The sequence below is a fragment of the Variovorax sp. 160MFSha2.1 genome (assembly GCF_048305075.1).
Taxonomy (GTDB): Bacteria; Pseudomonadota; Gammaproteobacteria; order Burkholderiales; family Burkholderiaceae_C; genus Variovorax; species Variovorax guangxiensis.
Map to the genome: position 1 here is coordinate 3,668,898 of NZ_CP157624.1, position 21,958 is coordinate 3,690,855.

Annotated in this window: 22 protein-coding genes; 2 read left to right on the forward strand and 20 right to left on the reverse strand. The window is 66.3% G+C overall.

From position 1 onward, the window contains the following. Positions 1 to 669, reverse strand: coding sequence for an RlmE family RNA methyltransferase (locus ABL838_RS16585; protein WP_418121199.1), 669 nt, complete (start codon positions 667 to 669; stop codon positions 1 to 3). A 34-nt stretch (positions 670 to 703) separates the two neighbouring features. Here ABL838_RS16585 and ABL838_RS16590 point away from each other — a divergent pair, with 34 nt between their 5' ends. Both ABL838_RS16590 and ABL838_RS16595 read left to right on the forward strand, forming a co-directional pair. Continuing rightward, positions 704 to 1,183: a YhbY family RNA-binding protein gene (locus ABL838_RS16590; RefSeq protein ID WP_093202307.1), complete on the forward strand. Its 480-nt coding sequence runs from the start codon at positions 704 to 706 to the stop codon at positions 1,181 to 1,183. Between the two features lie 41 nt (positions 1,184 to 1,224). Continuing rightward, positions 1,225 to 1,944, forward strand: coding sequence for a glycosyltransferase (locus ABL838_RS16595; RefSeq protein WP_418121200.1), 720 nt, complete (start codon positions 1,225 to 1,227; stop codon positions 1,942 to 1,944). Positions 1,945 to 2,023: 79 nt separating this feature from the next. Here ABL838_RS16595 and ABL838_RS16600 read toward each other — a convergent pair whose 3' ends face one another. From ABL838_RS16600 to pyrH, 19 genes are all read right to left on the reverse strand, one after another. After that, on the reverse strand, positions 2,024 to 2,449 hold the full coding sequence (locus ABL838_RS16600; protein WP_418121201.1) for a DUF4149 domain-containing protein: 426 nt from the start codon (positions 2,447 to 2,449) through the stop codon (positions 2,024 to 2,026). Between the two features lie 11 nt (positions 2,450 to 2,460). Continuing rightward, positions 2,461 to 2,937: a transcription elongation factor GreA gene (gene greA, locus ABL838_RS16605; RefSeq protein ID WP_019652440.1), complete on the reverse strand. Its 477-nt coding sequence runs from the start codon at positions 2,935 to 2,937 to the stop codon at positions 2,461 to 2,463. 68 nt (positions 2,938 to 3,005) lie between these two features. Further along, positions 3,006 to 3,875 carry a Kdo hydroxylase family protein gene (locus ABL838_RS16610; RefSeq protein ID WP_418121202.1) on the reverse strand — a complete coding sequence of 290 codons (870 nt, stop codon included), beginning with the start codon at positions 3,873 to 3,875 and terminating at the stop codon, positions 3,006 to 3,008. Positions 3,876 to 3,889: 14 nt separating this feature from the next. Further along, entirely contained in the window at positions 3,890 to 7,138 is a 3,249-nt protein-coding gene (carB, locus tag ABL838_RS16615; protein WP_418121203.1) for a carbamoyl-phosphate synthase large subunit, read from the reverse strand. Next, positions 7,131 to 8,324: a glutamine-hydrolyzing carbamoyl-phosphate synthase small subunit gene (gene carA, locus ABL838_RS16620; RefSeq protein ID WP_184637582.1), complete on the reverse strand. Its 1,194-nt coding sequence runs from the start codon at positions 8,322 to 8,324 to the stop codon at positions 7,131 to 7,133. Before carA ends, carB begins: the two co-directional genes overlap by 8 nt. A 142-nt stretch (positions 8,325 to 8,466) precedes the next feature. Further along, positions 8,467 to 9,252, reverse strand: a complete 786-nt coding sequence (locus tag ABL838_RS16625; protein ID WP_369662174.1) for a TrmH family RNA methyltransferase — start codon at positions 9,250 to 9,252, stop codon at positions 8,467 to 8,469. Positions 9,253 to 9,262: 10 nt separating this feature from the next. Continuing rightward, positions 9,263 to 9,988, reverse strand: a complete 726-nt coding sequence (rnhB, locus tag ABL838_RS16630; RefSeq protein WP_260319257.1) for a ribonuclease HII — start codon at positions 9,986 to 9,988, stop codon at positions 9,263 to 9,265. Beyond that, complete coding sequence (lpxB, locus tag ABL838_RS16635; RefSeq protein WP_126024032.1) at positions 9,960 to 11,108, reverse strand: lipid-A-disaccharide synthase; 1,149 nt, start codon at positions 11,106 to 11,108, stop codon at positions 9,960 to 9,962. The genes rnhB and lpxB overlap by 29 nt, the downstream gene beginning before the upstream one ends. A 10-nt stretch (positions 11,109 to 11,118) precedes the next feature. Then, positions 11,119 to 11,907 (reverse strand): acyl-ACP--UDP-N-acetylglucosamine O-acyltransferase, encoded by a 789-nt coding sequence (gene lpxA / locus ABL838_RS16640; RefSeq protein ID WP_418121204.1) that lies wholly within the window; start codon positions 11,905 to 11,907, stop codon positions 11,119 to 11,121. Between the two features lie 34 nt (positions 11,908 to 11,941). Continuing rightward, positions 11,942 to 12,415: a 3-hydroxyacyl-ACP dehydratase FabZ gene (gene fabZ, locus ABL838_RS16645; RefSeq protein ID WP_184637576.1), complete on the reverse strand. Its 474-nt coding sequence runs from the start codon at positions 12,413 to 12,415 to the stop codon at positions 11,942 to 11,944. After that, positions 12,412 to 13,389, reverse strand: coding sequence for a UDP-3-O-(3-hydroxymyristoyl)glucosamine N-acyltransferase (gene lpxD / locus ABL838_RS16650; protein WP_418121205.1), 978 nt, complete (start codon positions 13,387 to 13,389; stop codon positions 12,412 to 12,414). The genes fabZ and lpxD overlap by 4 nt, the downstream gene beginning before the upstream one ends. 14 nt (positions 13,390 to 13,403) lie before the next feature. Beyond that, complete coding sequence (locus ABL838_RS16655; RefSeq protein WP_126024027.1) at positions 13,404 to 13,955, reverse strand: OmpH family outer membrane protein; 552 nt, start codon at positions 13,953 to 13,955, stop codon at positions 13,404 to 13,406. Then, on the reverse strand, positions 13,956 to 16,388 hold the full coding sequence (bamA, locus tag ABL838_RS16660) for an outer membrane protein assembly factor BamA (RefSeq protein ID WP_126024025.1): 2,433 nt from the start codon (positions 16,386 to 16,388) through the stop codon (positions 13,956 to 13,958). It abuts the gene before it with no gap. Between the two features lie 38 nt (positions 16,389 to 16,426). Then, a complete protein-coding gene (gene rseP, locus ABL838_RS16665; RefSeq protein ID WP_418121206.1) occupies positions 16,427 to 17,800 on the reverse strand; it encodes an RIP metalloprotease RseP in 1,374 nt (457 codons plus the stop codon). A gap of 27 nt (positions 17,801 to 17,827) precedes the next feature. Continuing rightward, complete coding sequence (ispC, locus tag ABL838_RS16670) at positions 17,828 to 19,018, reverse strand: 1-deoxy-D-xylulose-5-phosphate reductoisomerase (RefSeq protein WP_184637569.1); 1,191 nt, start codon at positions 19,016 to 19,018, stop codon at positions 17,828 to 17,830. Continuing rightward, complete coding sequence (locus tag ABL838_RS16675) at positions 19,015 to 19,860, reverse strand: phosphatidate cytidylyltransferase (protein WP_418121207.1); 846 nt, start codon at positions 19,858 to 19,860, stop codon at positions 19,015 to 19,017. The genes ispC and ABL838_RS16675 overlap by 4 nt, the downstream gene beginning before the upstream one ends. Positions 19,861 to 19,878: 18 nt before the next feature. Further along, positions 19,879 to 20,601 carry a polyprenyl diphosphate synthase gene (uppS, locus tag ABL838_RS16680; protein WP_418121208.1) on the reverse strand — a complete coding sequence of 241 codons (723 nt, stop codon included), beginning with the start codon at positions 20,599 to 20,601 and terminating at the stop codon, positions 19,879 to 19,881. Positions 20,602 to 20,609: 8 nt separating this feature from the next. Then, positions 20,610 to 21,170 carry a ribosome recycling factor gene (frr, locus tag ABL838_RS16685; protein WP_126024017.1) on the reverse strand — a complete coding sequence of 187 codons (561 nt, stop codon included), beginning with the start codon at positions 21,168 to 21,170 and terminating at the stop codon, positions 20,610 to 20,612. 11 nt (positions 21,171 to 21,181) lie between these two features. Continuing rightward, the gene (pyrH, locus tag ABL838_RS16690) at positions 21,182 to 21,904 is read right to left on the reverse strand and encodes a UMP kinase (RefSeq protein WP_093202350.1); all 723 of its coding nucleotides are present in this window, start codon (positions 21,902 to 21,904) and stop codon (positions 21,182 to 21,184) included. Positions 21,905 to 21,958 lie beyond the last annotated feature (54 nt).

Consider the following 21,958-nt stretch of genomic DNA (forward strand, 5'->3'; position numbering starts at 1 on the left):
TCAAGGCGTATCCACGGCCTTCAGTCCTACCCCGACCAGGAAGGTCTCGGCCGATTTGTCCCGGGACGCCTTGGGTTTGAAGGGTTTCACGACACGGAAATTGGCCTTGAAAAGCTTCACTAGCTCGTCGTAGCCGCTGCCATGGAAAACCTTGGCCACCAGCGCGCCCTCGGGCTTCAGGTGGTTCCGGGCGAAGTCGATGGCGAGCTCGATCAGGTGCGAAACGCGGGCTGCGTCGGCCGAATGGATGCCCGACAGGTTGGGCGCCATGTCCGAAACCACAAGATCGGCCTTGCGCCCGGCCAGCACGCCCAGCAGTTGCTGCAGCAACTCGTCTTCGCGGAAATCCCCCTGCAGGAAGATCACGCCCTCGATGGGCTCCATCGGCAGCAGGTCGAGCGAGACGATGGTGCCGTTCAGTTCACCGGCCGCGGCTCCGCCCGGCGACATGCGCCGGCGCAGGTACTGGCTCCATGCGCCCGGGGCGGAGCCGAGGTCCACCACCAGCTGGCCTGGCTTGACCAGGCCGAGGGATTCGTCGATCTCCTTGAGCTTGTAGGCGGCGCGAGCCCGGTAGCCCTCCTTCGTGGCGAGCTTCACGTAGGGGTCGTTGATATGGTCGTGCAGCCACGCCTTGTTGACTTTCTTGCTTTTGGCTTTGGTGCTCATGGGGGGTCTTCGTGTACGGGTCGATAATACGGGGATGCCCGCCATTCAACTTACCCCTGCCGAGCGCAAGGTGCATCGCGCCGAAGCTCACCACCTGGATCCGATCGTCATGGTCGGTGGAGACGGGCTCACCCCTGCCGTGAAGAAGGAAGCCGACGCGGCGCTCAAGGCCCACGGCCTGATCAAGATCCGAGTCTTCTCCGACGACCGCCTGGCCCGCGACGCCATGCTGCGCGAACTGGCCGAAGAACTCGACGCCGCCCCCATCCAGCACATCGGCAAGCTGCTCGTGCTGTGGCGCCCCAAGGCCGAGAAGGAGCGCGTGGTCGACGAAGATCGCATGCCCGGCCCACGCGACGTGAAGATCGTCAAGTACAGCAAGCGCGGCGGCCAGCGCCCTGAAATCAAGACCCTGCGCGTGCTCGGCAACCAGCGCCTCACCCCTGGCGGCACCATCAAGCGCGCCAAGGCGAAACGGCCCCTGTCGGTCAAGAAACGCAACCAGGCGGATTGAACTTGGCGCCAGCGCAAGGCGCCCAGCGCCATATCCTCTGCATGAAGTGGGGCACGAAGTACGGCCCCGAGTACGTCAACCGGCTCTACGCGATGGTCCGCCGCCACCTGAGCTGCGACTTCAAGTTCGTCTGTCTGACCGACGACGGCAACGGCGTGCGTCCCGAGGTGACCTGCCTGCCGATTCCGCCGCTGAACCTGCACCTGGCCCCCGGCCAGCGCGATGGCGCCTGGAAGAAGCTCACCACCTTCGAGAAGGACCTGCACGGCCTGCGCGGCCCCGCCCTCTTCCTCGACCTCGACGTGGTCGTCGTGGGCAGCCTGGACGCCTTCTTCGAGCAGCCGGGCGAGTTCCTGATCATCCACGACTACGACCGTCCCTGGCGGCGCGGCCGGATCACGGGCAACTCCTCGGTTTATCGCTTCGAGCTCGGCGCCCATGCCGACGTGCTGGCCTATTTCCGCGCCAACATGGACAAGGTCCAGGCCGAGTACCGCAACGAGCAGACCTACCTGTCGGACGTGCTCCACAAGCAGGGCAAGCTGTCCTACTGGCCCGACGGCTGGTGCCCCAGCTTCAAGTACCACGGCATCCCGACCTGGCCGACCAACTATTGGGAAGAGCCCTTCGTGCCCGAAGGCGCGCGGATCATGGTGTTCCACGGCGAATGCAACCCGCCCGACGCGCTGGCTGGCCGCCGCAACCGCGCCTTCCGGTTCATCAAGCCGGCGCGCTGGGTCGCGAAATACTGGAAAGAGTAGCAGCGCCCTGCAGAAACAGAAAAGAGAAAAGGCGGCCCGCGAGCCGCCTTTTTCTTTGCCGTGCGTTCCGTCGTTGCCTTCAGCCCGCCGTGCGGCCTCCCACGCGCCACAGCACCACGCCGGCACAGAGCCACTGCACGAAGTACATGCCCGTTCCCATGGCATGCCACAGTTTCAGGTTCTCCCGCGCCACAATGCGCGGCGCCACCGCGTACTGCTGCAGCAGCGCCAGCAGCAACGCGCCCAGGATGAAGAAGATGGTCGTCATCGCCGGCCCGCTCATGCGCTCGTCGGCCTTCGAGCGGAAGTGGATCAGCAGAATCACCCCGCAGGCGATGGCGATCCAGCTCTGTGCCTCGAACAGCTGCGCCGCGAAATTGCCCGCCACCGCCGGGTTGCCCAGCTTCGCGAACAGCATCGGCACGACGAGAAAGCCGATCGTCGTCAGGCTGCCCCACCAGAAGGCGGCCAGAATCAGCGCAATACGGTCCTTCAGGTCCTTCATGCGCGCCGCGATCAGACGTAACTGACCGCCACGATCTCGTAGCGCTTGAGGCCGCCGGGCGTCTGCACTTCGGCGGTGTCGCCCTCTTCCTTGCCGATCAGCGCGCGGGCGATCGGGCTGGACACGTTGATCAGGCCCTGTTTCAGGTCGGCCTCGTCCTCACCCACGATCTGGTACTTGACGGCATCGCCGCTGTCTTCCTCCTCGAGTTCGACGGTGGAGCCGAAAACCACCTTGCCGCCGGCGTCGAGCTCGCTGGGATCGATCACCTGCGATGCGGAAAGCTTGCCCTCGATCTCCAGGATGCGGCCTTCGATGAAGCCCTGGCGATCCTTGGCGGATTCATATTCGGCGTTCTCGCTGATGTCACCCTGCGCGCGCGCTTCGGCGATCGCATTGATGACAGCAGGACGGTCCACCGACTTGAGCCGGCGCAGTTCTTCGCGCAGCTTCTCCGCGCCGCGCTTGGTGATGGGGATGGTCGCCATGTCTAGTTTTCTCTCCATAAAGCGAAACCGCCGAACGCTGCCGTTCGGCGGTCGATGGGGGACTGCGCTCAGACGAGCGTCCGTCCTGTCAGCCGGCTCAGGATGGCGAGCGGGCTCGAAGCGGGATTGTATTGCTTGGAAGCGTCCAGGTGGAGGGTCTGCTCGAGCATGTACTGGCCCGCCATCACGGCGTGCGAAGTCTGGTCGGAGAAGCAGACCCACACCGAACCCGGCGGGAACTTCGCAGTTTCCTGCGGCGAGTTCTCCTGATAGGCCATGTCCGACTTCATGCCGTCGTGCAGCTGCAGCATGAGGTGGTCGTACTCGCTGCGGAACGACTTGGTCACATGCAGCGCCTGCAGCAGCTTGGCCTGCCAGCGCGAGTAAGGCTTGGCGCGCGGCAGGAAGCGCTTCGCGATGTCCTCGAAGGGTTCGCCCACGCGCCACACGCGCGGCGCGCCGTCGGGATTCACGTTGGTGAAGACGCGCAGGATGCGCTCGCCGTAGTTCGGCCGCGACGGGAATGCATCGACATGCAGGCGCCGGTCGTCGGCGCGCCACGACTGCACCCGCGTCTCGACCTGCGCAGGACGGTAGCTGGTCGGCGCCAGCCGCAGCGCCGGCGCGTAGTGCGGCAGCAGCCCGTGGATGAGCTGCGTGGCCTGCGCCCTGAAGCGCCCCACCATCGCGGCAGCCGTCCGCTGTACCGCCTCGTCGCCCACGGCGCCCTTGAGCTTGCCGTTGGCGTCGAGGCTGATGTTGCGCACATCGGGCGACAGCAGGCCGGGCGTGAGCAGGCTGCGCTCTTCGGGCAGCAGCTCGAAACCCAGGCGCGGAAAGTACAGCACCTTGCCCGCTTCCAGCTCCGCGATCCACGCCTCGTTGGGCGTGGCCGCGTTCCAGTCGGTCAGGCCGAGTTCGACGAGCTGCGTTTCCATGATCGCGATGACGCTCAGGCCGCGGCCAGTTGCGCGTGCATTTCCTGCACCGAGATCACGCCGAGCTCGTCCATGAAGCCCATGCCCTCGACCGCGGCTTCGGCGCCGAAGATCGTGGTGAAGGTGGTCACGCGCGCCTGCAGCGCCGAGGTGCGGATCTGGCGCGAGTCGGTGATCGCGTTGCGGCGCTCTTCGACCGTGTTGATGACCAGGGCGATCTCGTTGTTCTTGATCATGTCCACGATGTGCGGGCGGCCTTCCGTCACCTTGTTCACCGTCGCGCACTCGACGCCGGCAGCGTTGATGGCGGCGGCCGTTCCCTTGGTCGCGATCAGCTCGAAGCCCAGCTTGGCCAGGCCGCGAGCCACTTCGACCGCGCGCGCCTTGTCGTTGTTCTTCACCGAGATGAAGACCTTGCCCGACTTCGGCAGGTGCGTACCGGCACCCAGCTGCGACTTCACGAAAGCTTCGCCGAAGGTCTTGCCCACGCCCATGACTTCGCCGGTCGACTTCATCTCGGGGCCGAGGATGGTGTCCACGCCCGGGAACTTGACGAACGGGAACACGGCTTCCTTCACGCTGAAGTACGGCGGCGTCACTTCCTTCTCGATGCCTTGCGACTTCAGCGACTGGCCGGCCATGCAGCGGGCCGCCACCTTGGCGAGCTGGATGCCGGTGGCCTTGCTCACGTAGGGCACGGTGCGCGAGGCGCGCGGGTTCACTTCGAGCACGTAGATGACGTCCTTGCCGTCCTTCTGCTGGATGGCGAACTGCACGTTCATCAGGCCGACCACGTTCAGTGCGGCCGCCATGGCGGCGCTCTGGCGCTTGAGTTCGGCCACCGTTTCGGCGCCCAGGCTGTAGGGCGGCAGCGAGCAGGCGGAGTCGCCCGAGTGCACGCCGGCCTGTTCGATGTGCTCCATCACGCCGCCGATGAGCGTCTGGCCCTCCGCGTCGCGCAGGCAGTCGACGTCGCACTCGACGGCATCGTTCAGGAAGCGGTCGAGCAGCACCGGCGAATCGTTGCTGACCTTGACGGCTTCGCGCATGTAGCGCTCCAGATCGCGCTGCTCATGCACGATTTCCATCGCGCGGCCGCCCAGCACGTAGCTCGGGCGCACCACCAGCGGGTAGCCCAGTTCGGAGGCCTTCTCGAGCGCCTCGGCTTCGGTGCGCGCGGTGGCGTTCGGCGGCTGCAGCAGCTTGAGCTCGTGCAGCAGCTTCTGGAAGCGCTCGCGGTCTTCGGCAGCGTCGATCATGTCGGGCGAGGTGCCGATGATCGGCACGCCGTTGGCTTCCAGGTCGAGGGCGAGTTTCAGCGGCGTCTGGCCGCCGTACTGCACGATCACGCCCAGCGGCTTTTCCTTGTCGACGATCTCGAGCACGTCTTCCAGCGTCAGCGGCTCGAAGTACAGGCGGTCCGAGGTGTCGTAGTCGGTCGACACGGTCTCGGGGTTGCAGTTGACCATGATGGTCTCGTAGCCGTCCTCGCGCATGGCGAGCGCGGCGTGCACGCAGCAGTAGTCGAACTCGATGCCCTGGCCGATGCGGTTGGGACCGCCGCCGAGCACCATGATCTTCTTCTTGTCGCTCGGGTCGGCCTCGCACTCGTCCTCGTAGGTCGAGTACATGTAGGCCGTGTTGGTGGCGAACTCGGCCGCGCAGGTGTCCACGCGCTTGTAGACCGGGCGCACGCCCAGGGCGCGACGCTTCTCGCGGATGGCGGTGTCGGTGGTGCGCAGCTGCTTGGCCAGGCGGCGGTCGGAGAAGCCCTTCTGCTTCAGCAGGCGCAGCGTGGCGGCGTCGATGTCGTCGAGCGACTTGGTCTCCAGCTCGAGCTCGATCTTCACGATCTCCTCGATCTGCACCAGGAACCACGGGTCGATCTTCGTGAGCGCGAACACTTCATCGACGCTCATGCCCTGGGCGAAGGCATCGCCCACGTACCAGATGCGCTCGGGGCCGGGCTCGCCCAGTTCCTTCTCGAGCACTTCGCGGTCCTGCGTCTTCTCGTTCATGCCGTCGACGCCGACTTCGAGGCCGCGCAGCGCCTTCTGGAACGATTCCTGGAAAGTGCGGCCCATGGCCATCACCTCGCCCACCGACTTCATCTGCGTCGTCAGGCGCGAATCTGCCTGCGGGAACTTCTCGAACGCGAAGCGCGGGATCTTGGTGACGACGTAGTCGATCGAGGGCTCGAACGACGCCGGCGTCGCGCCGCCGGTGATCTCGTTGCGCAGCTCGTCGAGCGTGTAGCCCACGGCCAGCTTGGCCGCGACCTTGGCGATCGGGAAGCCCGTGGCCTTGGAGGCCAGCGCCGACGAACGAGACACGCGCGGGTTCATCTCGATGACGACCATGCGGCCGTCCTTCGGGTTGATGGAGAACTGCACGTTCGAGCCGCCGGTGTCCACGCCGATCTCGCGCAGCACGGCCAGCGAGGCGTTGCGCAGGATCTGGTATTCCTTATCGGACAGCGTCTGCGCGGGCGCCACGGTGATCGAGTCGCCGGTGTGCACGCCCATCGGGTCGAGGTTCTCGATGGAGCAGACGATGATGCAGTTGTCGGCCTTGTCGCGCACGACTTCCATCTCGTACTCCTTCCAGCCGAGCAGCGACTCTTCGATCAGCAGCTCGTTGGTCGGCGAGGCTTCGATGCCGCGCTTGCAGATGGTCTCGAACTCTTCCGGGTTGTAGGCGATGCCGCCGCCGGTGCCGCCGAGCGTGAAGCTGGGGCGGATCACGGTCGGGAAGCCGACGTGCTTCTGCACCGCCCACGCCTCCTCCATCGAGTGCGCGATGCCGGAACGGGCCGAGCCCAGTCCGATCTTGGTCATCGCGTCCTTGAACTTCAGGCGGTCTTCGGCCTTGTCGATGGCCTCGGGCGTGGCGCCGATCAGCTCGACGGGCCTGTTGGTGGCAGCGCCCGTGTACTTGTCGAGCACGCCGTTGCGCCACAGGTCGAGCGCGCAGTTCAGCGCGGTCTGGCCGCCCATGGTCGGCAGGATCGCGTCGGGGCGTTCCTTGGCGATGATCTTCTCGACCGTCTGCCAGGTGATGGGCTCGATGTAGGTGACGTCGGCCGTGGCCGGGTCGGTCATGATCGTCGCGGGGTTGCTGTTGATCAGGATGACCTTGTAGCCCTCTTCGCGCAGCGCCTTGCAGGCCTGCACGCCGGAGTAGTCGAACTCGCAGGCCTGGCCGATGATGATCGGGCCGGCGCCGATGATGAGGATCGATTTGAGGTCTGTGCGCTTAGGCATTCTCTTTCTCCGTCTTTTCCGTCTTGTTCTTTTCCATGAGTGCCGTGAAGCGATCGAACAGGTAGCCGATGTCGTGCGGGCCCGGCGAGGCTTCAGGGTGGCCCTGGAAGCAGAACGCGGGCTTGTCGGTGCGAGCCAGGCCCTGCAGCGTGTTGTCGAACAGGCTGATGTGGGTGGGACGCAGGTTGGCCGGCAGCGACTTCTCGTCGACCGCGAAGCCGTGGTTCTGGCTGGTGATGCTCACGCGGCCGTTGTCGAGGTCCTTCACCGGATGGTTCGCGCCGTGGTGGCCGAACTTCATCTTGAAGGTCTTGGCGCCGGAGGCCAGCGCCATGATCTGGTGGCCCAGGCAGATGCCGAAGGTGGGAATGCCGGTCTCGATCAGCTCCTTGACGGCGCTGATGGCGTAGTCGCAGGGCTCTGGGTCGCCAGGGCCGTTGGCCAGGAAGATGCCGTCCGGCTTCAACTTGAGCACGTCGGCCGCGGGCGTCTGCGCCGGCACCACGGTGATGCGCGCGCCACGCTGGGCGATCATGCGCAGGATGTTCTTCTTGACGCCGTAGTCGAAGGCCACGACGTGGAACTTCGGCGTGATCTGCACGCCATAGCCCGAGCCCAGCTTCCACTCGGTCTCGGTCCATTCGTAGGTCTGCTTGACCGACACCACCTTGGCGAGGTCGAGGCCCGCCATGCTCGGCGCGGCCTTGGCGGAGGCGATGGCCTTGTCGATCAGCGCCTGCGTCACGGTCTCGCCCGCGGCAAGGCCCAGGATGCAGCCGTTCTGGGCGCCGTTGGTGCGCAGGTGGCGGGTGAGCTTGCGGGTGTCGATGTTCGCGATGGCCACGGTGTTGCCGGACACGAGGTACTCGGTCAGCGTGGCGGTCTTGCGGAAGTTGGAGGCGACGAGGGGCAGGTCCTTGATGATCAGGCCCGCGGCATGGATCTTGTCGGCTTCGATGTCCTCGCCGTTGACGCCGTAGTTGCCGATGTGCGGATACGTGAGCGTCACGATCTGCTGGCAGTAGCTCGGGTCGGTGAGGATTTCCTGGTAACCGGTCATGGCGGTGTTGAACACCACTTCACCGGTCGTGGAGCCGGTGGCTCCGATCGAGTTGCCGAGAAAGACCGTGCCGTCTGCGAGCGCCAGGATGGCGGGCGGGAAACTTCCCTTGAGAGACAAAAGCACTGGGTTCTCCGGATGGTTACGGTCGCCCGGAGCCTCAGGCGTATAGCCTGGGGACTGCTGCTTAAGGGGAAGATGGCGTTGTAGGCGGCCGGGCGACGCTGATTTGCGAGTAAGCCCCCGATTGTAGCCCGGACTGGGTGTGTTATTCGGCCAGCAGGGCTGCTCCGCTCGCATGCAGGCAGATCGCGGCGGCCGCGGCCACGTTCAGCGACTCCTCTCCGCCCGGCTGCGCGATGCGGATATGGTGCGAGGCCCGGGCTTCCAGCGCCGCCGAAACGCCCTGCCCCTCGTGCCCCATAAGCCAGGCGCAGGGATGCGGCAGATCGGCCTTGTGCAGCCAGTCGCCGCGGTGCGAGCTGGTCGCCACCAGGGGCACTCTCAGGCTGTCGAGCACATCTGCGTCCACACCTTCGATCAGCCGCAGGCCGAAATGCGCCCCCATACCGGCGCGCAGCACCTTGGGCGCCCACAGCGCGGCCGTGCCCTTGAGCGCGATCACCTGCGCGAAGCCGAATGCGGCGGCGCTGCGCAGGATGGAGCCGGCATTGCCGGCGTCCTGCAGACGGTCGAGCACGACGCTCGGGGCATCAGGCAGCAATTCGGGGCGGGCCGGTACGTCGAGCACGAAGCCCATCGGCGCTGGCGACTCGAGGCCGCTGACGTCGCGCAGCAGGCTGTCCGCGACAACTACGGTTTTGATAGCACCGATCGACCACTCCGCCGGCGCTTTCGGCCAGAACGACTCCGAGAACACGGCAATGGAGGGCTTCACGCTCCGCGCCAGCGCCGCCCGGCACAGATGGTCGCCCTCGAGCCAGATGCGGCCCAGCTTGCGATAGGCGCCCGGATCCTGGGCAAGCTTGCGCAAGTCCTTGAGCAGGGGGTTGTCGCGCGAGCTGATGTGGCTGGCGCCGGTATCGGAAGTCATCGGGCCGGGTTCAGGGAGCAGCGCGAAGCTCGGACCGCGCGACCTCGATGGCACCGATGCCCATCGCCGGCTGCCCATCGGATTCGGCCGGAAGCATCACGTTCAGGACGCCGCCGGTGCGGAGGAGCGCCGCCGCCACCGGGCTGAAGGACTTCCGGTGATGCACGCAGGCACCGTGGCGCTGCAGCGCCTCCAGATGCTCCGGCGTGCCGTAGCCCTTGTGGCCCGCAAAGCCGTAGTGCGGAAACTCGACGTGCAGTTGCTCGCACAGGCGGTCGCGGTGCACCTTCGCCAGGATCGACGCGGCGGAAATCGCCTTGACCCGGGCGTCGCCCTTCACGATGGCCTCGGCGAGCACGTCCAGCGTGGGCAGGCGGTTGCCGTCGACCAGCACCTTCACCGGCTTGAGCCGCAGCCCCTCGACGGCCCGGCGCATCGCCAGCATGGTCGCCTGCAGGATGTTGTGGGTGTCGATTTCCTCGACGGTAGCCTGCGCGATGGAGCAGCACAGCGCCTTGGCGAGGATCTGGTCGTGCAGGCGTTCGCGCTGCAGCGCGGTCAGCGTCTTGGAGTCCGCGAGACCGCGGATGGGCCGCATGTCGTCGAGGATCACGGCTGCAGCCACCACGGGCCCGGCCAGGGGCCCGCGACCCGCCTCGTCGACGCCCGCGATCAGGCCGGGTGCGTCCCACACCAGCGGGGCCTGCTCAGCCTTCAAGAACTTTCTGGATCGCATCGGCGCAGAGTGTGGGCGTATCGCGCTGCAATTGCACATGCAGCTCTGAAAATCTTTGTTGCAGCGCCCGGGTCTTTTCAGGCGCGTCCAGCCAGTCGAGCGTGGCCCGGGCCAGCGCCTCGGGGGTGGCCGCCTCCTGCAGCAGCTCGGGCACCACGAAATCGCGGCACAGGATGTTGGGCAATCCCACCCAGGGCTGCAGCTGCTTGCGCCGCATGAGGCGCCACGAAAGCGCGTTCATGTTGTAGGCGATGACCATCGGCCGCTTGAACAGGGCCGCCTCGAGCGTGGCGGTGCCGCTGGCGATCAGCGTGGCGTCGCAGGCGGCCAGCACCGCATGCGACTGGCCGTCGAGCAGCCTGACGCGCCCGGCCATGCCGCTGGCCTGCAGCAAGGCTTCGACTTCGGCGCGAAGGCCCGGAATGATGGGCGCCACGAACTGCAGTTCCGGCCGCGCCTTGTGCATCAGCGCCGCGGCGGCGAAGAAACGGGCGGCCAGGTAGCGGATCTCGGAACGGCGGCTGCCCGGCAGCAGCGCGACGACAGGCGCATCGGGCGCCAGGCCCAGCGCGGCGCGTGCACCAGCCTGGTCGGGCACCATCGGGATCACGTTCGCGACGGGATGGCCCACATAGCTCGCGGCCACGCCCTTCTCCGCCAGCAAGGCGGGTTCGAACGGGAAGATGCACAGCACGTGGTCGGCGGCTGCCCGGATCTTCTCGATACGCTCAGGCCGCCAGGCCCAGATCGACGGGCAGACGAAGTGCACCGTCTTCATGCCCTGGCTGCGCAGGCCGGCTTCGAGGTCGAGGTTGAAATCGGGTGCGTCGACGCCGATGAAGAGCTGGGGCCGCTCCTGCAGCAGCCGCGCCTTGAGCTGGCGGCGGATGCCGGCAATTTCGGCGTAGTGCCGCAGCACCTCGATGTAGCCGCGCACCGCGAGCTTTTCCTGCGGCCACCAGCTCTGGAAGCCGTGGGCCAGCATGCGGGGCCCGCCGATGCCGACGGTCTGGAGATCGGGCCAGCGCGCCAGCAGGCCGTCGAGCAGCAGGCCGGCGAGCAGGTCGCCGGACGCTTCGCCTGCGACCAGCGCGAAGCGTCGCTGTCCGTCGTTCTGCATGGCCGTCACTTCAGCGCGCGATGCCGCGCGTCGAATTGGCCAGGAAGGATTCCATCAGCGCGACGTCGCGGGCCGCCTCGGGCATTTCGGTGGCCAGCGCGGCGATGCCTGCGCGCGCCTCGTCGAGCGTCTTGCCCTGGCGGTACAGCAGGCGATGCATCTGCTTCACCGCTGCGAGCCGCTGCGCGGAGAAATCGCGCCGGCGCAGGCCGACGATGTTGAAGCCGCGCACCGCCAGCGGATTGCCGTCGACCAGCATGAAAGGCGGCACGTCCTGCGTGACCGCGCTCGCGAAGCCGAGCATGGCGTGGGCTCCGATGGAGACGAACTGGTGGATGCCCGTGAGCCCGCCGACCGTCACCCAGTCGGCAAGGTGCACATGCCCGGCCAGCGTGGTGTTGTTGGCGAGCGTGGTGTGGTCGTCGACGCGGCAGTCGTGGGCGATGTGCGTGTACGCCATGATCCAGTTGTCGTTGCCGACACGCGTGACGCCCCCTGCCCCCGGCACGCCGAGGTTGAAGGTGCAGAACTCGCGGATCACGTTGCGGTCGCCGATGACGAGCTCGGTAGGCTCGCCGGCGTATTTCTTGTCCTGCGGAACGGCGCCGAGGGACGAAAACTGGAAGATCCTGTTGTCGCGCCCGATGGTGGTGCGGCCCTCGATCACGCAGTGCGCGCCGATGGTGGTGCCCGCGCCTATGCGCACGTGCGGGCCGATCACGGTATAGGGCCCGACCGACACCGAGGCGTCGAGCTGTGCCTGGGGGTCGACGACGGCCGTCGAATGAACCTGGGTCATGCCTTGTGAAGAAGCAACTGGCTGCGGCCGGCCATCAGTTGATCTGGCGCATGGCGCACATCAGCGACGCCTCGCAGGCGAGCTCGGTGCCCACCAGGGCCCGGCCCTTGAACTTGGAGATGCCCGCCTTCATGCGCTCGATCTCGACTTCGAGGGTGAGTTGGTCGCCCGGCTCCACCGGACGCTTGAAGCGGGCGCCGTCGATGGCAGCGAAGTAGTAGACGGTGTTGTCGTCCGGCACGATGTCCAGCGAATGGAAGGACAGCAGCGCCGCCGCCTGGGCCATCGCTTCGAGCATCAGCACGCCCGGCATCACAGGGCGGTGCGGGAAGTGGCCGTTGAAGAACGGCTCGTTCATCGTCACGTTCTTGAGCGCCGTGATGCGCTTGCCCTTTTCCATGTCCAGCACGCGGTCCACCAGCAGGAACGGGTAGCGGTGAGGCAGCAGCTTGAGGATTTGATGGATATCGAGCGTCGTCATGATTTTCTGTTCCTGCATCGTCGTCATTTTTTCGAGGGAGCCTTCTCCAGCGCCTTCAGTCGTTCGCGCAGGCTGTGCAACTGCTTGAGCGTTGCCGCATTCTTTTCCCAGTTCGCATTGTCATCGATGGGAAACATGCCGGTGTATTGGCCGGCCTTGTGGATGGACCGGGTGACCACGGTCGCGGCCGACACATGCACGCCGTCGGCGACCGTCAGGTGCCCCAGCACGATGGCGCCGCCACCGAAGGTGCAGCCGGCCCCGATGATGGCGCTCCCGGCCACACCGACGCAGCCCGCCATGGCCGTGTTCTTGCCGACCCGGACGTTGTGGCCGATCTGGATCAGGTTGTCGAGCTTCACGCCGTCTTCGATGACGGTGTCGTCCAGCGCGCCGCGGTCGATGCAGGTGTTGGCACCGATCTCGACGTCGTTGCCGATGCGCACCGCGCCGAGCTGCTCGATCTTGACCCAGCGCCCCTCGTGCGGGGCGAGCCCGAAGCCGTCGGCGCCGATCACCACGCCGGGATGCAGCAGGCAGCGCTCGCCGATGACGCAGTCCTCGCTGACCGTCACGCGCGACTTCAGCACGGTGCCCGCGCCGATGCGGGCGCCCCGCTCCACCACGCACAGCGCGCCGATGCGCGCCGTGGCGTCGAGCAGCGCTTCAGGATGGATCACCGCGCTGGGATGGACGCGGTCGGCCTCCGGGCGCACATGGTGCGCCTTCCACAGCTGCGTGAGACGGGCGAAGTAGAGGTACGGATCGGGCGTGACGATGTAGGCGCCACGCGCAGCTGCTGCCTCGCGCATGGCGGGCGACACGATCACGCAGGCGGCCTTCGAAGCCGCCAGTTCCTGCTGGTATTTGGGATGGCTCAGGAAGCTGAGCGCATCGGGCTGTGCATTCTGGAGAGGCGCGAGCCGCTCGATGGACAGCGCCGCATCGCCATGAAGCTCGCCCCCGAGGGCGTCAACAATGGCTCCGAGCTGCAGTGACACGCCGGTTCGCGGCGTTACTTGCCGGCCGCGGGCGCAGGAGAAGCGACGGACGCGTTCAGCGCCTTGATCACCTTGTCGGTGATGTCGTGCTTCGGATTGATGTAGATCGCTTCCTGCAGGATGGCGTCGTACTTCTCGGCCTCGGCCACCTGCTTCACCACGCGGTTGGCGCGCTCGTAGACCTGCTGGAGCTCTTCGTTCTTGCGCGCGTTCAGGTCTTCCTGGAACTCGCGGCGCTTGCGCTGGAAGTCGCGGTCCTGATCGACCAGGGCGCGCTGGCGGGCAACGCGCTGGGTTTCAGACAGGGTGGGAGCCTCGCGCTCGAACTTCTCGGAAGCAGCCTTCAGGGCATCGCCCTGCGCGGTCAGGTCTTTCTCGCGCTTCAGGAACTCCGCCTCGAGCTTTGCCTGGGCAGTCTTCGCGGGCTGCGCTTCACGCAGCACGCGGTCCGGGTTCACAAAGCCGATGCGAAAAGTTTCCTGCGCCTGTGCCTGGGCAGGTGCCGTGGCAAGTGCGAAAGCGGGAATCAACAACGCGCCGGCCGCGGCGCGGATCAAATGCTTCATTTAGAAAGACGTTCCGATCTGGAATTGGAGGCGCTGAATTCTATCCTTCGGGATATAGCCTGCCGTGAACGGTTGCCCCACTTCCTTCTGGGACTTGATCGGGAAGGCGTAGGCAAGGCGCAGCGGGCCCAGCGGCGAGATCCAGCTGACGCCAAGGCCGACCGAGGCGCGCAGCTTCTTCTCGGCCTTCCATTGCTCGTCGGTCACGCCGGCGGCACGGGTGCCGAAGACGTTGCCGACGTCGAAGAAGCCGTACAGACGCAGGGTGCGGTCGTTGCCGGCGCCGGGGAACGGCGTGCTCAGCTCCGCATTGAAGATCGCCTTCTTCGTACCCCCGATGGCCGCGCCTTCGCTCTGCAGGAACAGCGGCGCATCACGCGGACCCAGCGAGTTCTGCTCGAAGCCGCGCACCGAACCCAGGCCACCCGCGTAGAAGTTCTTGAAGATCGGATAGACCTTGTTGCCGAAGGCCTTGGCGTAGCCGACCTCGCCGTTGATCGAGAAGGTGTACTGCTTGTTGATTGCGAAGAACTGTTGGTACTGGTAGTTCGTCTTGACGTACTTCATGTCGCCGGCGGCACCCACCTCGAGGTTGGCGCGTTGCAGGCGGCCGGTGGTCGGGATCAGCGCGCTGTCGCGGCTGTCGCGGCCCCAGCCGACGCTCAGCGGAATGCCCCAGACGCTCTTCTGGTCGCAGCCGGTGACCAGCAGGCCCGTCGGGTCCTTCTTGCACTGGAAGTAGTTGAGGTACGACGGCGGCGTGTACAGGCCGGAGAAGGCGGTCGAGCTGTTGGGATCGAACGCATAGCGCTCGATGCCGACGCCGAAGAAGACGGTGTCGACCTCGCTGAACGGCACACCGAAGCGCACTGATGCGCCCTGGTTCACCAGCTTGTAGTCGCCGTCGGTCGAGGTCTGGTACGGACGCGTCGTGGTGTGGTAGATGCTGAAAGTACGCGAGATGCCGTCGGCCGTGAAGTACGGGTCGGTAGCCGTCAGCGACAGCGTGCGGTTGTACTTGCTGGTGTTGACCTGCACGCCCAGGAAGTTGCCCGAGCCGAACACGTTCTCCTGCGAGATGCCGAAGGTCAGCGCGACCTTTTCCGCGCTGGAGTAGCCCGCGCCGAGCTGCAGGCTGCCAGTGGGCTTCTCAACCACGCTGACGGTCAGGTCCACCTGGTCCGGCGAGCCGGGCACTTCCTGCGTATCGACGTTCACTTCGGTGAAGAAGCCCAGGCGGTCCACGCGGTCGCGCGAGAGCTTGATCTTGTCCCCGTCGTACCAGGAGGCCTCGTACTGGCGGAACTCGCGACGGATCACCTCGTCGCGGGTCTTGTTGTTGCCGCCGACCGAAACGCGGCGCACGTACACGCGGCGCGAGGGCTCGGCCTGTAGCGTGAGGGCCACGCGGTTGTTGACGCGGTCGATCTCGGGGCGTGCCTGTACGCGCGCAAAGGCGTAGCCGAAGGTGCCGAAGTAGTCGTTGAACGCCTTGGTGGTCTCCGTGACCTGCTCGCCGTTGTAGGGCTCGCCCGGCTTGATGGTGATGAGCGACTTGAACTCGTCGTCGCGGCCGAGGTAGTTGCCATCGAGCTTGACGCTCGACACCACGAACTTCTCGCCTTCGGTGATGTTCACCGTCACCGTCAGGTCCTTGCGGTCCGGGGAGATCGCGACCTGCGTCGAGTCGATGCGGAACTCGAGATAGCCGCGCGTGATGTAGTACGAGCGCAGGGTTTCGAGGTCGGCGTTGAGCTTGGCGCGCGAATACTGATTCGACTTCGTGTACCAGCTCATGAAGCCGCCGCTGTCCTGGTCGAACAGGCTCAGCAGCGTCGATTCGCTGAAGGCCTTGTTGCCCACCACGCGCACTTCGCGGATGCGGGCCGACTCGCCTTCGGTCACGGTGAAGGTCAGGTTGACGCGGTTGCGCTCGATGGGCGTGACGGTGGTCACGACCTGCGCGTTGTAGAGGCTGCGGCTCACGTATTGGCGCTTGAGCTCCTGCTCCGCACGGTCGGCCAGAGCCTTGTCGTAGGGGCGGCCATCGGCCAGGCCCACTTCGCGCAGCGCCTTCTGCAGCGCGGCCTTGTCGAATTCCTTGGTGCCGACGAAGTCGACATCGGCGATGGTCGGACGCTCTTCCACGATGACCACCAGCACGTTGCCGTTCACGTCGATGCGCACGTCCTTGAACAACCCCAGATCGAACAGCGCGCGAATCGCGGCGGAGCCGCGCTCGTCGCTGTAGGTATCGCCCACGCGAAGCGGCAGCGACGCGAAGACCGTACCGGCCTCGACGCGTTGCAGGCCTTCGACGCGGATGTCGCGCACCGTGAAAGGTTCGACTGCCCAGGCGGCCGAAGCCGCAAGCGCACTGGCAACCACCGCGACAACGCTACGCAGGCGAAAGCGACTGAAGTTTTTGTTCATCTGTGAATTGAGCCGGCACGGAAAGGGCCGGCAGAAAGTTAACCAAAGAGCCGCGTGACGTCGTTGAAGAGTGCGACCGACATCATGACCAGCAGCAGGGCCACACCCCCGCGCTGAAGCCGTTCCATCCAGGCGTCAGAGACGCTCTTGCCGGTCAGGCCCTCCCAAAGATAATACATCAGGTGTCCTCCATCGAGGACCGGCAGCGGCATGAGATTGAGCACCCCGAGGCTCACGCTGATGAGCGCCAGGAAGACCAGGTACTGGGTGAAACCGAGGCTTGCGGACTTGCCCGCGTAGTCCGCGATGGTGAGCGGACCACTGAGATTCTTGATCGACGCCTCGCCGATGACCATCTTGCCCATCATGCGCACGGTCAGCGCCGAAACCTCCCAGGTACGCACCACACCGCGCCAGATGCCGTCGACCACGCCCTGGCGCACGGTCACCATTTCGGGCGGCGCGCCAACATAGGCGCCCACGCGCCCCACCTTGGCGCCGCCCTCTTCCCGCACTTCGGGCTTCACGTCGATGGTGAGCGCCCGGCCGCCGCGCTCGATCTGCCATGCCTGCGTGCGCGGCTGGCCACCGTCGACCGACGCCCGGATCGCCTCGCGCAGCTGCTGCCCGTCGATGATCGGCGTGCCGCCGATGGCGCGCACCACGTCGCCGTCGAGCAGGCCCGCCGCTTCGGCCGCGCTGCCCTTCATGACTTCGCCGATCTCGGGGCGCGTCAGGGGCGCCAGCACGCCGATCTTGCGGAACATCTGCGGATCGGCATCCTTGGTCTCCATGCGGCTGAGCGGGAGCACCAACTCGCGCGCGGGCCGACCGCCCTCGCCCGCGACCTCGAGCTTCAGGTCACGACCATCGAGCGCTCCGCGCGTCATGCGCCAGCGCAGGTCCTCGAAGGACTGGACCGGCGTCAGCTCGCCATCGAACCCAGCCCGGGATATGTGCTCGCCGCCCTTCAGGCCCGCCGACTCGGCAAGGGAGCCTGCCACCGGCCGCGCCAATGTGGCGACCGGCTCCTGCACGCCGATCCAGTTGACTGCCGTATAGAGCGCCACCGCCAGCAGCAGATTGGCGATCGGCCCCGCGGCCACGATGGCCGCGCGCGAACGCAGCGGCTGCGTGTTGAAGGCGCGGTGGCGTTCCTCGGGTGCCACGGGGCCTTCACGCTCGTCGAGCATCTTGACGTAGCCGCCGAAGGGAAATGCGCCGATGACGAACTCGGTCTGCTGGCCCGGATGCTGGCGCCTGGGCTGCCAACGGAAAAGCGCCTTGCCGAAACCGACGGAGAAGCGCTCCACCTTGACGCCGCAGGCCACCGCCACACGATAGTGGCCGTATTCGTGCACCGCGATCAGGACACCGAGCGCAACCACAAAGGCTATGACAGTAAGCAGCATCGGAGTCCTTGCTTTACGAGGGAGGCGTCAGGCAGCGAATCGCAGCGCCGCGGCATTGGCTGCCGCCCGGGCGCTGGCGTCGATCGCCAGCAGGTCGGCCAGCGATGCCGGCTTGGAGGGGGCGACTCTTTCCAAAGTTTCCATGTTGACCGCGTGTATGCAATCGAAACGCAGGCGGCGGTTGAGGAATGCTTCAACTGCGACCTCGTTGGCGGCATTGAGCACAGCCGTCGTACCGGGCGCGGCGCGCAGCGCGTGCCATGCAAGGCCCAGCCCGGGGAAAAGCGCCGCATCGGGCGATTCGAAGGTCAGCGAGCCCATCTGCCGGAAGTCGAGCCGCGCGGCGCCGCTTTCGATGCGCTCGGGCCAGGCCAGGCCCACCGCGATCGGCACCCGCATGTCGGGCGTGCCGAGTTGGGCGATGACCGACGCGTCGGTGAACTGCACCATCGAGTGCACCACGCTCTGCGGATGGATGACCACCTCGATCTGCTCGGGCGAGACGCCGAAGAGATGGCGCGCCTCGATCACCTCGAGCGCCTTGTTCATCATCGTGGCCGAATCGACCGAAATCTTGCGGCCCATGACCCAGTTCGGATGGGCGCAGGCCTGCTCGGGCGTCACCGCGCCCAGGGTTTCCGGCGCACGGGTGCGGAACGGGCCACCCGAGGCGGTCAGGATGATCTTGTCGATGCGCCGCGCCCAGGTGGACGGGTCTTCGGGCAGCGACTGGAAGATGGCGGAATGCTCGCTGTCGATGGGCAGCAGCGTCGCCCCGCCCTCGCGCACGGTGCGCATGAAGAGTTCGCCACCGACGACGAGCGCCTCCTTGTTGGCCAGCAGCAGGCGCTTGCCGGCGCGCGCGGCAGCCAGGCATGGCCCCAGGCCGGCGGCACCGACGATGGCGGCCATCACGGAATCGACCTCGTCGTGCGACGCTATCGTTTCGAGAGCATCGCCCTCCATCAACACGACCGTCTTCAGGCCATTCTGCTGGAGCTTCTCGGCCAGCAGCGCGGCGTGCGGCGCGCTGGCCATCACGGCGAACCTGGGCGTGAACTGGGCGCACTGCGCCAGCAACTCGTCGACCTTGGTGGCCGCGGAAAGCGCGAAAACCTCGAAGCGCTCGGGGTGGCGCGAAATGACGTCGAGCGTGCTCACGCCGACCGAACCGGTCGAGCCGAGCACCGTGACGCGTTGTCTTCTAGGTGAATTCACAGGAAAGCCAGCATCATGGCAATGGGAAGCACCGGCAAGAGGGCATCCACGCGGTCGAGGACGCCGCCGTGGCCGGGCAGCAGCCTGCTACTGTCCTTGGCGCCGGCGCTGCGCTTGATGAGAGATTCGACGAGGTCGCCCACGACGCTCATGGCCGCGAGGAACAGCGCGGCCAGCAGCAGCAGCCACCAGCCACGCTCGGCGAGACGGGTATACAGGCTAGCCACCGTGGCGCCCGCGGCCTTGTCGGCCCAGACCCAGGCGAAAGCCAGCACCACCACGCCGACCATGCCGCCCCACACGCCTTCCCAGCTCTTGCCGGGACTGATCGCCGGAGCGAGCTTGTTGCGGGTGAACTTGAGGCCGAAGGCCCGGCCGGCGAAATAGGCGAATACGTCGGCCACCCACACCAGCACGAGGATCGACAGCAGGAAGTTGATGCCGATCATGCGCGCCTGCACCGCGGCCAGCCACGCTACCCACAGCGCCAGCAGGCCACCGACCAGCCGCAGCCCTCGCGGAATGCGGGGCCAGCCCGGCACTGCCACGCGCAGCAAAGCCGCGCCGCCCAGCACCCAGGCAGCGCTCGCCAGGGTCCACATCACGACCAGGGGTTGCTCCAGCAGCCCGAGCCACCAGGAGAGCCCGCACAGCACCACCGTCTCGGCACCGAGGAACAGCGACACCCCCTGCCCATAGCCGTTCAGACGCCCCCACTCCCAGGCGGCGGCGCCGATCAGCACCAGCATGACGCAGCCGAAGGGGATATAGCTTGGGTAGAACAGCGCCGGCAGCAGGATCGCGAGGAGCACGATCGCCGTGATGATGCGTTGCTTGAGCATGCGGAGGCTGCCTGGCCGTCAGGCCGCGGCGGTGGAAGAGACTTGCGCCGAGGTCTGTCCGAAACGCCGCTCGCGGCCCTGGAACGCGGCAACGGCCTCGTCCAGCGCTGCCTCGTCGAACTCGGGCCACAGCTTGTCGCTGAAGAAAAGCTCGGCGTAGGCACTCTGCCAGAGCAGGAAGTTGGAGAGACGCTGCTCGCCGCCGGTGCGGATGAACAGGTCGGGGTCGGGCACGTGGGCCAGGGCCATGGCGCGATCGAGGCTGAGCTCGGTGATCGCTTCGCCCTGTGCTGCAAGCTTGGCTGCAGCCTGTGCGATGTCCCAGCGGCCGCCATAGTTGAAGCAGACGTTGAGCACAAGCCGGGTGTTGTGCGCCGTGGCGGCTTCGGCGTCGAGCAGGCCGCTCACCATCTTGGGCGACAGACCGGCGCGCTCGCCGACGAAATGCAGCCGCACGCCGTCGGCGCCGAGCTTGGGCACCTCGCGAGCAAGCGCACCGACCATCAGTTCCATCAGCCCGGAAACCTCCTCGACGGGACGGTTCCAGTTCTCGGACGAGAACGCGAACACGGTGAGCACACCCACGCCGCGCTCGGCGCAGGCCTTGACGCAGCGGCGCAGCGATTCGACGCCCTGCTTGTGCCCCGCGATGCGTGGAAGAAAGCGCCGCGTCGCCCAGCGGCCGTTGCCGTCCATGACGATGGCAACGTGGTGGGGAATGCGCGGCGCCGACGAGGCCATGGCGGGCCTCAAACGGCCATGATCTCCGCTTCCTTGGCCGCGACCAGGCGGTCGATTTCCGCGATATGGCGGTCGGTGACCTTCTGGATCTCGGCTTCGGCGCGCTTCTGGTCGTCTTCCGACGCCAGCTTTTCCTTGACCAGCTTCTTGACCGCTTCGTTCGCATCACGGCGCAGGTTGCGCGTGGCGATCTTGGCGCTCTCGCCTTCGTTGCGGACGAGCTTTGTCATTTCCTTGCGGCGCTCTTCGCTCATGGCCGGCAGTGGCACGCGGATCAGGTCGCCCATCGAAGCGGGGTTGAGGCCCAGGTCGCTTTCGCGGATGGCCTTCTCGATCTTGGCGCCCATGCCCTTTTCCCAGGGCTGCACGCTGAGCGTGCGCGAATCGAGCACCGACACGTTGGCCACCTGGCTCAGCGGCACCTGCGAGCCGTAGTACTCGACGTGGATTGCGTCGAGCAGCGCCGAGTTGGCGCGGCCGGTACGGATCTTGGTGAGGTTGTTCTGGAATGCGGCGATCGACTGGTTCATCTTCGCGTCGGTCGCACTGCGGATGTCTGCAATGGTCATCTCAAATACTCCTAGGCATGCACCAGCGTGCCTTCGTCCTCGCCCATGACGACGCGCTTGAGCGCGCCATTCTTGAAGATCGAGAACACCTTGATCGGCAGCTTCTGGTCGCGGCACAGCGCGAAGGCCGTGGCGTCCATGATGCCGAGGTTCTTCGCAATCGCCTCGTCGAAGGTCAGCGTGGCGTAGCGGGTCGCGTCGGGGTTGGTCTTGGGGTCGGCGGTATAGACGCCGTCGACCTTGGTCGCCTTGAGCACCAGCTCGGCGCCGATCTCGGCACCGCGCAGCGCGGCGGCCGTGTCGGTGGTGAAGAACGGGTTGCCCGTGCCGGCCGCGAACACCACGACCTTGCCCTCTTCGAGGTACTGCAGCGCCTTGGGGCGCACATAGGGCTCGACCACCTGCTCGATGGCGATGGCGGACATCACGCGGGCCACGAGGCCCTGCTTGTCCATCGCATCGGCCAGGGCCAGCGAGTTCATGACCGTGGCCAGCATGCCCATGTAGTCGGCGGTTGCGCGGTCCATGCCGACGGAACCGCCCGCTACGCCGCGGAAGATGTTGCCGCCGCCGATCACGACCGCCACCTCGACACCCATGTTCACGACCTCGGCCACCTCCTGCACCATGCGCACGATGGTCGCACGGTTGATGCCGAAGGCGTCGTCACCCATCAATGCCTCTCCCGACAGCTTCAACAAGATTCGCTTGTGGGCTGGGCGGGCATCAGACATGGGCAATTTCCTTTGGTTGGGTCGGGACGAGTGTAAAACGTGGCGATGAAAAAA

Bases quoted from the DNA above. Each gene is read 5' to 3' on its own strand.
- ABL838_RS16585 (WP_418121199.1), bottom strand. From the start codon at position 669: ATGAGCACCAAAGCCAAAAGCAAGAAAGTCAACAAGGCGTGGCTGCAC.
- ABL838_RS16590 (WP_093202307.1), top strand. From the start codon at position 704: ATGCCCGCCATTCAACTTACCCCTGCCGAGCGCAAGGTGCATCGCGCC.
- ABL838_RS16595 (WP_418121200.1), top strand. From the start codon at position 1,225: ATGAAGTGGGGCACGAAGTACGGCCCCGAGTACGTCAACCGGCTCTAC.
- ABL838_RS16600 (WP_418121201.1), bottom strand. From the start codon at position 2,449: ATGAAGGACCTGAAGGACCGTATTGCGCTGATTCTGGCCGCCTTCTGG.
- greA (WP_019652440.1), bottom strand. From the start codon at position 2,937: ATGGCGACCATCCCCATCACCAAGCGCGGCGCGGAGAAGCTGCGCGAA.
- ABL838_RS16610 (WP_418121202.1), bottom strand. From the start codon at position 3,875: ATGGAAACGCAGCTCGTCGAACTCGGCCTGACCGACTGGAACGCGGCC.
- carB (WP_418121203.1), bottom strand. From the start codon at position 7,138: ATGCCTAAGCGCACAGACCTCAAATCGATCCTCATCATCGGCGCCGGC.
- ABL838_RS16625 (WP_369662174.1), bottom strand. From the start codon at position 9,252: ATGACTTCCGATACCGGCGCCAGCCACATCAGCTCGCGCGACAACCCC.
- rnhB (WP_260319257.1), bottom strand. From the start codon at position 9,988: ATGCGATCCAGAAAGTTCTTGAAGGCTGAGCAGGCCCCGCTGGTGTGG.
- lpxB (WP_126024032.1), bottom strand. From the start codon at position 11,108: ATGCAGAACGACGGACAGCGACGCTTCGCGCTGGTCGCAGGCGAAGCG.
- lpxA (WP_418121204.1), bottom strand. From the start codon at position 11,907: ATGACCCAGGTTCATTCGACGGCCGTCGTCGACCCCCAGGCACAGCTC.
- fabZ (WP_184637576.1), bottom strand. From the start codon at position 12,415: ATGACGACGATGCAGGAACAGAAAATCATGACGACGCTCGATATCCAT.
- ABL838_RS16655 (WP_126024027.1), bottom strand. From the start codon at position 13,955: ATGAAGCATTTGATCCGCGCCGCGGCCGGCGCGTTGTTGATTCCCGCT.
- bamA (WP_126024025.1), bottom strand. From the start codon at position 16,388: ATGAACAAAAACTTCAGTCGCTTTCGCCTGCGTAGCGTTGTCGCGGTG.
- rseP (WP_418121206.1), bottom strand. From the start codon at position 17,800: ATGCTGCTTACTGTCATAGCCTTTGTGGTTGCGCTCGGTGTCCTGATC.
- ABL838_RS16675 (WP_418121207.1), bottom strand. From the start codon at position 19,860: ATGCTCAAGCAACGCATCATCACGGCGATCGTGCTCCTCGCGATCCTG.
- uppS (WP_418121208.1), bottom strand. From the start codon at position 20,601: ATGGCCTCGTCGGCGCCGCGCATTCCCCACCACGTTGCCATCGTCATG.
- frr (WP_126024017.1), bottom strand. From the start codon at position 21,170: ATGACCATTGCAGACATCCGCAGTGCGACCGACGCGAAGATGAACCAG.
- pyrH (WP_093202350.1), bottom strand. From the start codon at position 21,904: ATGTCTGATGCCCGCCCAGCCCACAAGCGAATCTTGTTGAAGCTGTCG.